We start from the raw sequence: 12670 nt of genomic DNA, 5'->3' as shown, positions 1-12670 counted from the left end.
ATCAGTATACCTGCTCTACCCATGCAGGCGAAAGTTTTCCGGCATCAGCCTTCCTCTTCCATTTCCTTCTCATTCATCCATGCTTCTACCGGATCGCCGGAAAATCCACGACGGTAAAGGGCCTGCTTTACTTTCTGACGCCGCTTCCACGGATCATCCTTTTCATATTTTCTCCACGCTTTTTCCGCCCACTTGTCGAGCGCCTCTTCCTCCATAGCCTGACTTTCTTCGAGGTCAGCCTCCTTTACTGCCGTGGAGGCTACTGCGGAGGAATATCCCCGCTGCATCAGGAACTGCATCAATTTCTGTTCCCGCTGTCTCGTAGATTCCTTTTTGTAGGAATGCTGCTTTTTTTCCACCAGCTTTATGGCATCATCAATCTGCTGTTCTTCCGAATACTGCTCCAGTGCCTGGGCCGTAACGGCATCAGATATGCCTTTTTGAAAAAGTTCCTGACGAATAACCATCGGTCCCTTTTTAGACTGATCCCGCTTCGTCCTTACAAACGCTTCAGCAAAGCGGGCATCATGAAGAAAGTCCAGCTCTTCCAGACGGCTGATCATATCGTCGATTTCTTCAGGCGGGACCTCCTCCTGCTTTAAATAATCCCGGATTTCTTTTTCTGAGCGCATCCGGTAGGAGAGGTAGTTCAATGCTTTCTGGAATGCTTTATCCAGAGCGTCTGTTTCTTTCAGTCTTTCCAAATCGTCCCCGGACAGCTGCTGACCTTTCTGAAGTCCTTCTTTGACGAGCACATCTTCAGAGATGGAGCAGGCATACGTTTCGCCTTCCCCTTCTTTAACAAAAAGATGATACCTGTTCTTCGTCTTTTTTGCTGTCTGAATGCGGGCAAGTTCCGGCATACAGTTTCCCCCTTCACGTTTCAATTTTATTCGAATAAGGAATACTACCCTTATATACGGAATCATTTTCCGGATGCTGATTATACAAGCAGAAATCTGCCATTACTTATTCTTTAAGAATAAACCAGGAGGGGTCATCATGAAAGTAGCAATTGCCGGAGGTTCCGGTCTTGTCGGAGGTACGCTGACCAAAAAACTGGCGGATGCAGGGCATGAAGTCCTTATCCTCACACGAAATCCATATAATAAACGCTCATCACCATCCGTACGTTATGTCGCCTGGCTGACAGGACAGGCGGTTCCGGAGGAAAGTCTCGAAGGCATCGATGCCTTTATTAACCTTGCCGGAGAAAGCTTAAACAGCGGACGCTGGACCGACGCAAAAAAGCAGGAAATTCTCGACAGCCGTATCGATGTTACGCGTGAAGCGGTACGGATTCTTCATGCGCTGAAACAGAAACCGTCCGTATTCATTAATGGTTCTGCCGTCGGCTACTACGGAACGTCGTTTCATGAAGCGTTTACCGAAGAGCATACGGAGCCGGGAAATGATTTTCTTGCCGAGGTTGTCACGCGCTGGGAAAAGGAGACGGACGGTACACCGGAAGAAATCCGGACCGTCTGTGCCAGGTTCGGCATCATTCTGTCCGCAGAGGGCGGTGCACTGAAAAAAATGCTGCCGCCGTTTAAACTAGGTGCCGGCGGAAAAATTGGTACCGGTGAACAGTGGATGTCCTGGATCCACGTGGAAGATGTCGCAAACGCCCTCATTTTCTGCATCAATAATGAATCGATGAGCGGTCCGGTCAACATGACTGCCCCACAGCCGGCCCGCATGAAAACATTCGGCCGCACGCTTTCCGATGTGCTGAACAAACCGTTCTGGGCACCGGTTCCGTCCAACGTACTTAAGCTGGTTCTCGGTGACATGAGTGTTCTCATTCTGGAAGGCCAGCAGGTCATTCCACAGAAGCTTCTCGACGCAGGCTTCCACTTTGACTACGCAGAGCTGGAAGAAGCGCTGTACGACCTTGTCGGGGAATAACGCTTTTAGTCATTTTTATCTGAGCCGCAGATACAGTGAATCATCAAAAAAGAGACGCTTCCGGCTGAGTCGGGAACGTCTCTTTTTGTCAGTACCTCTTTATTTTTTCAATGAACTTTCCTGTCTGTTTCAGGTAGTCTCTGCTGTCTGCGGGCGCTTCGAAGCGGTGGATGTGCGGATAATCAATTCAGGGTCATACAGCTTCGATTCCACCTCCATCTGCTGGCCTTCAATCAGCTGCTGCAGAATCCGCGCGGAATCCTCTCCAAGCTGTTCCTGTGGATGACGAATTGTCGTCAGCTTCACTTCTGAAGCCGTTGCAAGGTTGGAGTCATCATACCCAACGAGGGAGAGCATCTGCGGAACTCGTATCTTCCTTTCCCGTATTACATCGAGCAGGCGGACGGCCAGCTGGTCGTTATAGCAGACAATTCCTGTCGGAAGCTGACTTCCGCTGCGGAGCCTTTCTTTTAAGGCCTGCATGGGCAGTATTTCTTTTTCCTCCGTTGTATACGTGACGATGTTTTCTGAACTCACCGGAAGACGGTGCTCACGGTGCGCTTTAATAAATCCTTTCATCCGCTTCGTTCCCTGAATATCATCGTTTTTAAAGAAGCCCATAATGTTCTCGTGACCTGCTTCCAGGAGATGCTTTGTCTGCAGGTACGCCCCTTTTACATCATCCATCATGAGGTGAAGCGGTTCGAGCTCTTCATAATAGGCATTGATCATGACGTAGGGAATGCCGAGACGCTCCATATTCAAGTAATAATTAATATTCGGGTTCGGCAGGGCGCTTTTCGTCGGCTCTACGATAATACCATCAAACTGCTGAGACAGAACTGCTTCCAGGCAGCGCCGTTCCTGGTCAATATCATTGTTTGTACTGAATACGGTCATATGGAATCCGTTCTCACTTAAATATTTCTCAATCCCACGGATGATCGTCGGGAAAATGTAATCAGAAAAATACGTCGTGATAACAGCAATATTCTTTTTTCTCCCGCCTGGAGCTGTCTCCCGCACCAGTCTCTCGGCGCAAAATGTGCCGGCACCCTGTTTTTTATACAGCCAGCCTTCGTTAACAAGATCATCAATAGCTTTTCGCACGGTATGACGGCTGACCTGATGCTCTTTCATCAATTCATTTTCCGAACCTATTTTTTCGTGCGGCTGATGCATTCCAGCTAGAATATTCGACCGTATCTGCTCTTTCACTGTATTGTATTTCGTATTCAAAGCCAGCCCTCCTCTAAACTTATCCGTACAAGTATCGTACCATAAACATATGAAAATAACAGCAGATTTCCTTCCTGACTGGAAAAATCCTGTTTCAATCAAAACGATTTCGCTGTATGCCTACACATTGCGCGTGGAAACCGGTAAGATGGAAAGAGAAGGCAGGAGGTGAGACGCAGTGATACTTCAGATGATGATGGCAGGAGGCAGTATGCTAGTCTTCCTTTTCTTTATACTCGGTATCTTTTTATTGAATATATTTACGAGCATCTGGGCGTACCGCGACTCCCTCCGGCTCGGCCGGTCGCGTGAATATGCACTGGTCGTGTTGATCGGAACGCTCTTCTTTCCGATTCTCGGCTTGATTGTTTACCTGATTATCCGCAGCGACTAACATCTTACTTATGGAAAGGAGTCCTGTTACATGAAAACACCAGCACCAAGCTTTTTAGGTAAAAAAGTGTTCTCCGATCAGGAAAAACAGCGCTACTATGTGATCAAATATGAGGATCAGTCCCAGAAAAAAACGGTGGATGTTCTGCTGTTTGATCATGAAGTTCCCGTCATTTTTGCCACAATGGACTACGACGGCCAATTTCTCGACTCCTTTTTCCTTTCCAACAAAACGACGAAAGCATCCGGGGAGGCCCTGGAGCGGTATAAGCAGATTCAGGCGAGAAAGCAGCAGCACCGCGTCACACAGGATGATTTAAAGGATGCATTAAAATCCGAATCCGAAGCAAAAATGAAAAACCCCCGCATTCAAAAGCTTCTGCGGGATGAGCACCTTGAAGATATTAAAAATCAGTGGCCTTCCAGACTGATCGCACTGCAGCGCGAAATGGACGGCGCAGACGATTCTCTTATCATGGAAGCACTGTTCGATGCGCTCGAGACTGCGAACTCAAAAAAGGCGTATTCATTTTTGAAAGCGCACCGGCTGGACCAGCTCATTCCACCTTTGGCACTGGATATCGTCAAACATCCGGAGCTTCTCGAGCTTGCCATGCAGGACTATTTCTACGCAAATGAGGGCCGGACCGCTGCTGAATTTCTCGGCTTCGCTGCAGAAACCGCCCCACTTGAAGATACAGCCGTATGCAGTGAAATTCTGACGCGTGCCGATCAGCTGGAACGCGAGTTTGGAAACGGCGTACTGCGGAACACGCTGGTGGAATTTTCCCGGCGTATCAAGCAGTCATCGTTTGGCAGCATGAAAGAATGGCTGCAGCAGACGGTTGATGAACCATCGCTGAAGCAGGCAATTGTACAGACGATGAAAAAGAAAACGTCCTGATCAGCACCTATACAAAAAGCAGAAGGATCTCCGCGGAGATCCTTCTGCTTTTGTTAATACTGTGTGCGTCTGGCAAAATCAACGAATTTGAATTTGTCCGGCCGGTGCCTGGATTCCGTATATTGAAATAGACTGGCATCATCGAAATAGACATAGTTTTTCACGACGACAATCATCGGGTAGCCTTCCAGATCAAGATAGGCTCTATCTTCCTCCGTCGGCTCTTCTACAGTAATCTCCTTTTTCGCAAAGCTGATCATCATCCCGAGATCCTGTTCAATATAATCATAAATGGATGTGCGGCAGATTTCTTCGGTTAACTGATCAACGAACATCGCTTTGAAAAAATCTTTGTCGAAGATAATGCGCTCCCCGTCAATCTCACGGATCCGGTGCACTTCCCAGATTTCTGCACCTTCAGGGGCCTGCAGCTGTCCCTGTAAAAATGCATCCGCCGGCTTTTTCTCAAGCTTCTCCACGTGCGTTTCCTGCTCTCTGCCGAGGGCTCCGGCAAGCTCCCGGAAACTGACGAGACCGGATACAGGAAAGTCATACTTCCCTGCTTCCAGAACGATCGATCCTTTTCCCTGGACCTTCTGGATGAAGCCATTCTGAGCAAGTTGATTTAATGCTTTCCGGATTGTTTCTCTGGACGTTGTATACGTTTCTGCCAGCTCATGTTCAGAGGGCAGTTTTTCGCCGGCCGTAAATCCGCCGGACTGAATCTTTTCAGCCAGCTGCCGGTAAATCAGTAAATATTTATTCTGCATGAGCAATCACCGGATTTAGTGTATCATACCTTTGGAAAGTGGTACACAAAAGATTCATACGGCCGCACAGTCGTTGATGCCTGCAGTTTTGTATCTTTATAGTTGGCCAGGAGTTTTTCTCCATCGAGCCCTTTCAGTTTCTCCGGAAGTGTAAAAGACGTTTCCCCTTCGTAAAAATGATTTACGCAGAGAAGCAGCGCGTCTGCACTCTCCCTCATATAGGCAAACAGGCGCGGATCGTCTTCCAATAGAAGCTGGTAGTCGCCGGTTGTAATAACATCGACCGTGCGGCGCAGCTCAATCAGCTTCTGGTAGTGATAGAAGATGGAATCCGGATCCTGAAGAGCCGCTTCTGCATTAATCTCTCTGTAATTATCCGGAACAGGAATCCAAGGGGTGCCGCTTGTAAATCCGGCGTGCTTCTCTGCGTTCCACTGTACCGGCGTCCGGGAATTGTCACGGGACTTTGCACGTACTGCCGGCATAAAATCTTCTTCCGGTATGCCTTTTTCTTTCTGCGCCTTATAATAATTCAGCGTTTCTACATCCCGGTAATCCTCAATGGAAGCAAATCCCGGGTTCGTCATACCAAATTCTTCTCCCTGATAAATATACGGCGTTCCCTGCATCATGTGCATCGCTGTGGCGAGCATTTTTGCAGATTCACGGTGGTATGCGCCGTCATTTCCGTACCGGCTGACGATCCGGGGCTGATCATGGTTGCACCAGAAAAGGGCATTCCATCCACCTCCTTCATGCATCTCTTTCTGCCAAGTGGACAAAATCTGCTTCAGCTGAAGAAAGTCGAATGGAGCGGCGGTCCATTTTTCCCCGCCTGGATAATCTACTTTTAAGTGATGAAAGTTGAACGTCATACTTAGTTCATTCCGGTCGGGACGCGTGTACTTAATGCAGTCCTGAATATTAGTCGAGCTCATCTCACCGACGGTCATCGCATCGTAGTAGGAAAATACTTCCTGATTCATTTCATGCATAAATTCATGAACACGCGGACCATCGGTATAAAACTTCCTTCCGTCGCCAGGAGCCGTTTTCCCGTCATCATCCGGAAAAGATTGATCTTTGGAAATGAGATTAATGACATCGAGACGGAAGCCGTCCACACCCTTTTTAAACCAGAAGTGCATCATATCATAGACATCCCGGCGCACATTCTCATTTTCCCAGTTAAGATCCGCCTGTGTTACATCGAATAAATGAAGGTAATACTGGTTCGTTTTCTCATCGAACTTCCACGCATTTCCGCCGAATTTCGACTGCCAGTTTGTCGGCGGTCCCCCGTCTACAGGGTCTTTCCAAATATAGTAATTCCGGTACTCATTATCTTTGGATGAAGAAGACTTCTGAAACCAGTCATGTTCTGTCGATGTATGGTTGACGACAATATCCATGATGATTTTTATATCCCGGCTGTGGGCTTCCTTCAGAAGCCTTTCGAAATCTTCCATCGTGCCGTACTCTTCGTGAATCCCGTAGTAGTCGCTGATATCATAGCCGTTGTCATTCTGGGGGGAGCGGTATGGAGGGGTGAGCCACAGCACATCCACCCCCAGTTTTTTTAAATAGTCCAGTTTTTCAATGATGCCGGGCAGATCGCCGGTGCCATTTCCCATCGTATCATTGAAGCTTTTCGGATAAATTTGATATACAACAGATTTTCTCCACCATTCCTGCATGCTATCGCCTCCTGAGCGTTGATTTGAAACCATTATAACTTGTATATACAGGATGAGTAAAGCAGTCTTCTTATCTATACGTTCTATACCACAAAGCCGGGAGCGGCAATCCATTGATCCGTCCTGCCCTTTTTTCATTTCGAACCGAGACGACCGGCAAAAAAGACGCTCCTAAAAAAAGAAGCGCCCGTAATGCAGGAAAACATACTTTCAATTACACATGCTTCCCTTTATTTGATTTAAGTCATACTTTGTTTTTTCCTCATACACTATGAATTCCTTACCTGAGCGTCCTCTTCCTGCTATTGAGACGAAGGACCGAAACGTCCTGCATGGTAATCTTTCATGGCCTGACGGACTTCGTCCTCTGTATTCATCACAAATGGTCCTCCGGCAGCGATCGGCTCCTGGATCGGTTTTCCGGAATAGAACAGAATCCGCGCTCGGGATGCTGCTTTGATCCGGACCGCCGATGCCCCTGGTTCTTTTTCATACACTGCTGTTCCGGCGCGGGACTGTTTCACCTCTTCTTCTCCGAGGAGCACTTCCCCTGCGAGAACAAAAGAAAAGACGGTTTCTTCTCCCGGGAACGGGATGTCGTATTCTGCCCCTTCTTCCAGCTGCACTTCTGCCATACGGAATGGATACACGCTTTCAGCGGACCCTTTAATACCGTCGATTTCACCACTGTACACGCGGAGTGTTCCGCCTTCTATTTCTTTTACCGGCGCGTCTTCCACACGCACATTCTGGTAATAGGATTCCGTCATTTTGTCTTCTTTCGGCAGATTCAGCCAGAGCTGGAGAGTATGAATCAAGTCATCATCCACTGCTTCCTCCGCATGACGGGCACCTTTCCCTGCATTCATGTACTGCATATCACCTGCATCCAGTACCGAATGCCCGCCACTGTTATCAGTGTGCTCGAGCCGGCCGTCAATAACATACGTTATCGTCTGGAATCCCCGGTGTGGATGATCGGAAAACGCTCCCCGCTTAAACCAGTCTTCTGCCATCAGTAAAAATGGGTCGTGAACCTGCATTTTTTCCGGCGGGAGAATCATCCCTTTCTGCACTCCCGGAAGCTGCTGCATTTCGTATGTTGTCTGCCAGTGATCCTGAATTTTTCGCTGTTTCATGTAAATCCCTCCTCTAATTGGTTATAACACACTATACCACTAACTTACAAAAAGTAAGCATTTGTTGCGCCAATTCTGAATACTAAAGATTTTGTAAAGCGTATAGTCAGCCGCTCCGGCTCGTGATAGGATAAACTATCTGTGCAGAAAGCACGCAAACGTTCTGAAAAAGGAAGTGAAACCATGACGATTACAGCAGCCGGAGCGGGGATAGGCTTTCTTCTTGCTGTTATTTTAATATTAATCCGATTTTCTCCCGTTTACTCCCTGTTGATCGGTGCCGTAGCCGGTGGATTGATCGGCGGCGCAGACCTGATGACGACCATCTCATTTATGATGGAAGGCGCAGAAGGCATGGTTCCTGCGGTGCTCAGGGTCATCGCTTCCGGCGCGCTTGCCGGTGTTATGATTGAGTCCGGTGCTGCATCGTCCATCGCCCGTTTCGTCGTCCGGGTGTTCGGCGAAAAGCGGGCGCTTGCTGCACTTGCTGTAGCAGCCATGATATTAACCGCTGTCGGCGTATTTATCGTCGTCGCCATTATTACGGTCTCGACAATTGCCGTCGTTATTGCCAAAAATGCCGGTCTGTCGAAACCGGCCATTCTTCTTGCAATGGTCGGCGGCGGCAAAGCAGGTAACCTGATTTCTCCAAATCCGAATACGATCGCCCTCGCTGATGCGTTTGATCTGCCGCTCACGACCGTCATGGCTGTCGGCATTCCATCCGCTGTGACGGGTATTCTGGTTACGTGCTGGATTGCCGAAAAGCTGAAACACAAAGGCAGTTTTGTGCAGGACGAAGTAACCGAAGAGCCGTTTCATCTCCCGCCGGTCTGGAAAGCTGCGGCTGCTCCGGTAACAGCAATCTCGCTGCTTATCCTCGGCCCGGCAGCCGGAATCGAAATCGATCCGCTGATCGCTCTTCCTCTCGGAGCATTTGTGGGGACACTCGTTCTCGGCCAGTGGGATTCGATCCGCTTTTTTATGCGCAGCGGGCTTGATAAGGTCATGCCGGTAGCATTGCTTCTTCTCGTGACCGGGGCTATTGCCGGCATCATAACAAACTCTGATTCAGAAGCAGCGATGACCGGTTTTATCAGCGCTATCGGTCTGCCTGGCTATTTTCTCGCTCCATTCACCGGCATGGTGATGGGTGGCGCGACAGGCTCTACGACAGCCGCGACCGTTATCTCGTCCGAAGTGTTCGGCTCCACGCTTCTGGAACTGGGAATATCTGCCGTTTCTGCAGCCGCCATGATTCATGCAGGCTCTGTCATGATTGATCATTCTCCTGTAGGCAGCTTCTTTCACGCCACGGCTGCCTCCGTTCATATGGACTTGAAAGAACGGCTCCGGCTGTTTCCGTATGAAGCAGCTGTCGGTCTCGTAATTACCATTACCGCCACGTTAATCTACGGCACATTCGGCGGCTGGATCTGATCCGCCAAAAATCCCCGGAGGGTTTCATACCCCCGGGGATTTACTTAATACGGCGGTCGATCCGCTGTTATGAAACGTCCAGCATACGGCGGACGGAGGTGCTCATGTTCTCATTCATTTCTTTCAGCTTCGTATTCACAACCGCAAATTTCTCTACGAGTTCCGCATTGTTTTCCACGGAATGATCGACTTTGCTGAACGAATCCAGAAGCTGCTTCATTGCGCTCTGAATGGTCTGTATATCGCTTCGTATCTGCTCAGCTGCTTTGATCGTTTCTCCAGCGAGCTTTCTCACTTCATCAGCAACAACGCTGAATCCGCGGCCGTGCTCTCCGGCTCTTGCTGCTTCGATCGAAGCATTCAGCCCCAGAATATTCGTCTGTGAGGACACTTTGTCGATCAGCGCGAGCACACCGTCAATGTTTTTCACGCTCTTGTTGACTTCCTCTGTCTGTGCTTCCAGACTGCTGCTTGATTCCTCCAGCGCAGCAGACGCCCGGCGGATGTCTTCTATGTATTGATTCACCGATGCCAGAGCAGACTCGGTCTGATCCAGGTTTTCCTCAATATGAATCAGCTGATCAATGTTGTAGCCGATACCGATCGCACCGATTACTTCTCCCCTGCCGTTCCGGATCGGCTCGGTCCGGCCTAGAAAATGAGCGTTATACGCCTCATACGGCGGTCTTCCCGACTGCGGGACGCCCCTCAGCGCGCTCTGCATCACGTGATCATCATCCGGAATCGGTGCCCCCACCGCTACTTCCACATCAATCGTCTCCCCGGGAAAATGAGCATACCACGTGTCCTTCGTTACAATATCCATCATAAAATCATCTTTCGAAACCGCCTGAAAAACAGGCGCAGACACGGCAATGGCCTGTAAAATTTCTTCATCTGTCATCGATCTCAATTTATCATTCTTAAGTCCCAGCATTCACGCATACCTCCTGAATTCGTAACCTACCCTCTATTATTACCCTACTTTACTCCTAAAGAAAACATATTTTTTTCATTCCCCGCTTCACGTATACTGGAAGTAATCCCCCTTACAGAAAGGCAGGCCCCTTTATGATACATATCGCCGCTGTCGGCACCGGCAGCATTGTAGAAAAAATGATCGATGCCATGCACCAGGTAGAAGGCGTTCACCCCTGCGCTGTCTATTCCCGTTCGATGGAAAAAGCACGATCTTTTCAGCTTGATCAAGCATACGATTCCCTGGAGGACATGCTCCGGGACGAGCTGGTGGACGCGGTCTACATTGCCTCTCCAAACAGCCTGCACTACGAGCATACGCTCGCGTGCCTGGAAGCCGGGAAGCACGTACTCTGTGAAAAGCCTTTCGCCTCCAACCTGAATGAGGCCGAAGTCATGCAGCAGAAAGCAGAAGATACCGGTCTCATTTTAATGGAGGCGATCACGACGACTTACCTCCCAAACTACCAGCAGCTTCATTCTCTTATTGAAGAGATTGCTCCTGTCCGTGTCGTCCAGTGCAACTACAGCCAGTATTCGAGCCGCTACGGTAAGCTGCTGAACGGAGAAGAGCCGAACGTTTTTCAGCCCGCATTTTCCGGAGGGGCGCTTATGGATATAAACGTCTACAACCTGCATTTTCTAGCCGGGCTTTTCGGCCGGCCGGATGACGTGCAGTACCGTGCAGCGATGTATGAAAACGGAATCGACACCTCCGGCACGGCGCTTTTTTCCTATAAAGGATTTTCTGCTTCAGCCGTCGGCAGTAAAGATACGGCCGCAGAAAGTTTTGTACAGATCCAGGGCGAAAACGGGTCGATTCGTATTCCCGGAGGAGCGAACGGATGCCGGGTCGTGGAGCAGTGGACAAATGAGGAGAAAAAGATTCATACGGTAGATCAGGCAGAAAATACGATGGTATATGAGCTCGATTTCTTCCGTCGTCTTGTGAACGGCGAAGAGACGGACACCGGTATCCGTCAAACAAAGCTCGTTATGGAAATGATGACGAAAGCACGTGAAAGTGCAGGTATCCGTTTTCCTGCCGATCGAAAAAACCGTCAGCCCGGCGAATAGGACAAAAGACGTTTATTTTCTAGGTATTCCGGTAATTAGTAGTACATCTTCTTTTTTTATTTTACTTATATTTTACAGAGAGGAGCGTGATCGAATGGAAAAGAAGTATTCCCTGATTGTTCTGGACGATAACGGCGAGACGCAGCAGATTCCAGATCCGGTAAACGGTACGGATATGGAGGAAGTATTTATGGAGAATAAAGATTTTGCCTGCAGTTTCTACGATAAATTAAAGGAAATGTACGATGGATTCTCCGTAAAAATGCTGTATAAGTAACTCAGCCGAAGGTCTGGAACGGATTTGGAAAGCCTTCCTGCTCCGTTCCAGACCTTCTCTGATTAAGGAGCCTGCGATGTACTACAACAAAGAAGAAATACGCCTCATGCTCGATCATCTAACAGAAGAAGAAGTCGGAAAAGTTTACAATTACGTCAATCAGCTGAAAAACAGACGGCCATCCGGCTCTTCCTCCCAGGTCCGTGAAAACAGTCCGGACTCTTCCGGCTCAGCCTAAAACCCGGTCTGAAAAAAACAATTCCTAACTCAAAAAGACGGCTTCCCGTATTAGGGAGCCGCCTTTTTTCGCAGAAAGGCAATCAGCCTTCCTCCGAACGGATCACTTTCATTAAAATAAAGAAACCGAGCAGTGTACAGATGCCGCCGGCTGCAATCTCTTCCGGATCAGCTCCGCGGTAGAAGGAAGCTGCAGTCACGAGCATCGTTAAAATGGTAAATGCTCCTGCAGCGAGCAGGTGAATCGTTTTTTTCGGCAGCCGCCGCTTTCCGATATGAACCGATACGAGCAGAATCAGGGCCGTTATGGCAGATAAGGCAGCTATTCTCATGAGTCTGTTTCCTGCTCCTCCACTACGGTTTCTCCGGCCAGCCGCTCTTTCAGACGGTCCATCATTTCATTCAGTAAGATGCGGTCCTCCTGGTCCAGCGCTTTTTCCTCGAGCATTTTTTGAAGGACACTCTGCTCTTCCCCGCTTTCTCCACTTTCCGCTTCGAGCATTGCCTCCAGTAGAAAAACAGCGCTCTCGACAGTGGAAAGCGACCCTGCTTCCCTTGTTGTATCAATCATTCGTTTCATGTTCATTCCTCCTGCAATATCTTGACATCTT

At 48.9% G+C, this 12670-nt stretch carries 15 protein-coding genes; 7 read left to right on the top strand and 8 right to left on the bottom strand.

Going from position 1 to position 12670, the window contains the following annotated elements; genetic code table 11:
- Nucleotides 1-44: 44 nt before the first annotated feature.
- The gene (recX, locus tag C6I21_RS09950; RefSeq protein ID WP_181186205.1) at nucleotides 45-863 is read right to left on the bottom strand and encodes a recombination regulator RecX; all 819 of its coding nucleotides are present in this window, start codon (nucleotides 861-863) and stop codon (nucleotides 45-47) included.
- Nucleotides 864-1002: 139 nt separating this feature from the next.
- Between recX and C6I21_RS09945 the strand changes: the two genes are divergently transcribed.
- Nucleotides 1003-1908, top strand: coding sequence for a TIGR01777 family oxidoreductase (locus C6I21_RS09945; protein ID WP_105959310.1), 906 nt, complete (start codon nucleotides 1003-1005; stop codon nucleotides 1906-1908).
- 129 nt (nucleotides 1909-2037) lie between these two features.
- Here C6I21_RS09945 and C6I21_RS09940 read toward each other — a convergent pair whose 3' ends face one another.
- Nucleotides 2038-3147 carry a GntR family transcriptional regulator gene (locus C6I21_RS09940; protein WP_105959309.1) on the bottom strand — a complete coding sequence of 370 codons (1110 nt, stop codon included), beginning with the start codon at nucleotides 3145-3147 and terminating at the stop codon, nucleotides 2038-2040.
- A gap of 181 nt (nucleotides 3148-3328) precedes the next feature.
- Here C6I21_RS09940 and C6I21_RS09935 point away from each other — a divergent pair, with 181 nt between their 5' ends.
- Both C6I21_RS09935 and C6I21_RS09930 read left to right on the top strand, forming a co-directional pair.
- Nucleotides 3329-3541 carry a PLDc N-terminal domain-containing protein gene (locus tag C6I21_RS09935; RefSeq protein WP_425352499.1) on the top strand — a complete coding sequence of 71 codons (213 nt, stop codon included), beginning with the start codon at nucleotides 3329-3331 and terminating at the stop codon, nucleotides 3539-3541.
- Between the two features lie 30 nt (nucleotides 3542-3571).
- Complete coding sequence (locus tag C6I21_RS09930) at nucleotides 3572-4444, top strand: hypothetical protein (RefSeq protein WP_105959308.1); 873 nt, start codon at nucleotides 3572-3574, stop codon at nucleotides 4442-4444.
- Nucleotides 4445-4497: 53 nt separating this feature from the next.
- On the opposite strand, the gene treR is transcribed toward C6I21_RS09930, so the two are convergent.
- The 3 genes from treR to C6I21_RS09915 form a co-directional block, all read right to left on the bottom strand.
- Nucleotides 4498-5214 carry a trehalose operon repressor gene (treR, locus tag C6I21_RS09925; RefSeq protein ID WP_105959307.1) on the bottom strand — a complete coding sequence of 239 codons (717 nt, stop codon included), beginning with the start codon at nucleotides 5212-5214 and terminating at the stop codon, nucleotides 4498-4500.
- Nucleotides 5215-5237: 23 nt separating this feature from the next.
- Nucleotides 5238-6911 (bottom strand): alpha,alpha-phosphotrehalase, encoded by a 1674-nt coding sequence (gene treC / locus C6I21_RS09920; RefSeq protein ID WP_105959306.1) that lies wholly within the window; start codon nucleotides 6909-6911, stop codon nucleotides 5238-5240.
- A 302-nt stretch (nucleotides 6912-7213) separates the two neighbouring features.
- Entirely contained in the window at nucleotides 7214-8050 is an 837-nt protein-coding gene (locus C6I21_RS09915; protein WP_105959305.1) for a pirin family protein, read from the bottom strand.
- Nucleotides 8051-8233: 183 nt separating this feature from the next.
- Here C6I21_RS09915 and C6I21_RS09910 point away from each other — a divergent pair, with 183 nt between their 5' ends.
- Nucleotides 8234-9490, top strand: a complete 1257-nt coding sequence (locus tag C6I21_RS09910) for a GntP family permease (RefSeq protein WP_105959348.1) — start codon at nucleotides 8234-8236, stop codon at nucleotides 9488-9490.
- Between the two features lie 67 nt (nucleotides 9491-9557).
- On the opposite strand, the gene C6I21_RS09905 is transcribed toward C6I21_RS09910, so the two are convergent.
- Nucleotides 9558-10427, bottom strand: a complete 870-nt coding sequence (locus C6I21_RS09905; protein WP_105959304.1) for a methyl-accepting chemotaxis protein — start codon at nucleotides 10425-10427, stop codon at nucleotides 9558-9560.
- Nucleotides 10428-10561: 134 nt separating this feature from the next.
- On the opposite strand from C6I21_RS09905, the gene C6I21_RS09900 reads away from it, so the two are divergent.
- The 3 genes from C6I21_RS09900 (at nucleotide 10562) to C6I21_RS16540 (ending at nucleotide 12060) form a co-directional block, all read left to right on the top strand.
- The gene (locus tag C6I21_RS09900) at nucleotides 10562-11545 is read left to right on the top strand and encodes a Gfo/Idh/MocA family protein (RefSeq protein WP_105959303.1); all 984 of its coding nucleotides are present in this window, start codon (nucleotides 10562-10564) and stop codon (nucleotides 11543-11545) included.
- Nucleotides 11546-11639: 94 nt separating this feature from the next.
- Nucleotides 11640-11822, top strand: coding sequence for a hypothetical protein (locus C6I21_RS09895; RefSeq protein ID WP_105959302.1), 183 nt, complete (start codon nucleotides 11640-11642; stop codon nucleotides 11820-11822).
- 76 nt (nucleotides 11823-11898) lie between these two features.
- Nucleotides 11899-12060, top strand: a complete 162-nt coding sequence (locus C6I21_RS16540; protein WP_181186204.1) for a hypothetical protein — start codon at nucleotides 11899-11901, stop codon at nucleotides 12058-12060.
- 82 nt (nucleotides 12061-12142) lie between these two features.
- Here C6I21_RS16540 and C6I21_RS09890 read toward each other — a convergent pair whose 3' ends face one another.
- Both C6I21_RS09890 and C6I21_RS09885 read right to left on the bottom strand, forming a co-directional pair.
- Nucleotides 12143-12391 carry a hypothetical protein gene (locus C6I21_RS09890; protein WP_105959301.1) on the bottom strand — a complete coding sequence of 83 codons (249 nt, stop codon included), beginning with the start codon at nucleotides 12389-12391 and terminating at the stop codon, nucleotides 12143-12145.
- Nucleotides 12388-12639 carry a hypothetical protein gene (locus C6I21_RS09885; RefSeq protein ID WP_105959300.1) on the bottom strand — a complete coding sequence of 84 codons (252 nt, stop codon included), beginning with the start codon at nucleotides 12637-12639 and terminating at the stop codon, nucleotides 12388-12390. Before C6I21_RS09885 ends, C6I21_RS09890 begins: the two co-directional genes overlap by 4 nt.
- Nucleotides 12640-12670: the final 31 nt, after the last annotated feature.

It is taken from the genome of Alkalicoccus urumqiensis (assembly GCF_002993335.1).
Classification (GTDB): domain Bacteria; phylum Bacillota; class Bacilli; order Bacillales; family Salisediminibacteriaceae; genus Alkalicoccus; species Alkalicoccus urumqiensis.
The sequence above is the reverse complement of the archived record's forward strand: the minus strand, read 5'-3'. Positions and strand labels throughout refer to the sequence as shown.

Excerpts from the sequence above, each read along its gene's own strand:
- recX (WP_181186205.1), bottom strand. The coding sequence starts at position 863 with ATGCCGGAACTTGCCCGCATTCAGACAGCAAAAAAGACGAAGAACAGG.
- C6I21_RS09945 (WP_105959310.1), top strand. The coding sequence starts at position 1,003 with ATGAAAGTAGCAATTGCCGGAGGTTCCGGTCTTGTCGGAGGTACGCTG.
- C6I21_RS09930 (WP_105959308.1), top strand. The coding sequence starts at position 3,572 with ATGAAAACACCAGCACCAAGCTTTTTAGGTAAAAAAGTGTTCTCCGAT.
- treR (WP_105959307.1), bottom strand. The coding sequence starts at position 5,214 with ATGCAGAATAAATATTTACTGATTTACCGGCAGCTGGCTGAAAAGATT.
- treC (WP_105959306.1), bottom strand. The coding sequence starts at position 6,911 with ATGCAGGAATGGTGGAGAAAATCTGTTGTATATCAAATTTATCCGAAA.
- C6I21_RS09915 (WP_105959305.1), bottom strand. The coding sequence starts at position 8,050 with ATGAAACAGCGAAAAATTCAGGATCACTGGCAGACAACATACGAAATG.
- C6I21_RS09910 (WP_105959348.1), top strand. The coding sequence starts at position 8,234 with ATGACGATTACAGCAGCCGGAGCGGGGATAGGCTTTCTTCTTGCTGTT.
- C6I21_RS09905 (WP_105959304.1), bottom strand. The coding sequence starts at position 10,427 with ATGCTGGGACTTAAGAATGATAAATTGAGATCGATGACAGATGAAGAA.
- C6I21_RS09900 (WP_105959303.1), top strand. The coding sequence starts at position 10,562 with ATGATACATATCGCCGCTGTCGGCACCGGCAGCATTGTAGAAAAAATG.
- C6I21_RS09895 (WP_105959302.1), top strand. The coding sequence starts at position 11,640 with ATGGAAAAGAAGTATTCCCTGATTGTTCTGGACGATAACGGCGAGACG.
- C6I21_RS16540 (WP_181186204.1), top strand. The coding sequence starts at position 11,899 with ATGTACTACAACAAAGAAGAAATACGCCTCATGCTCGATCATCTAACA.
- C6I21_RS09890 (WP_105959301.1), bottom strand. The coding sequence starts at position 12,391 with ATGAGAATAGCTGCCTTATCTGCCATAACGGCCCTGATTCTGCTCGTA.
- C6I21_RS09885 (WP_105959300.1), bottom strand. The coding sequence starts at position 12,639 with ATGAAACGAATGATTGATACAACAAGGGAAGCAGGGTCGCTTTCCACT.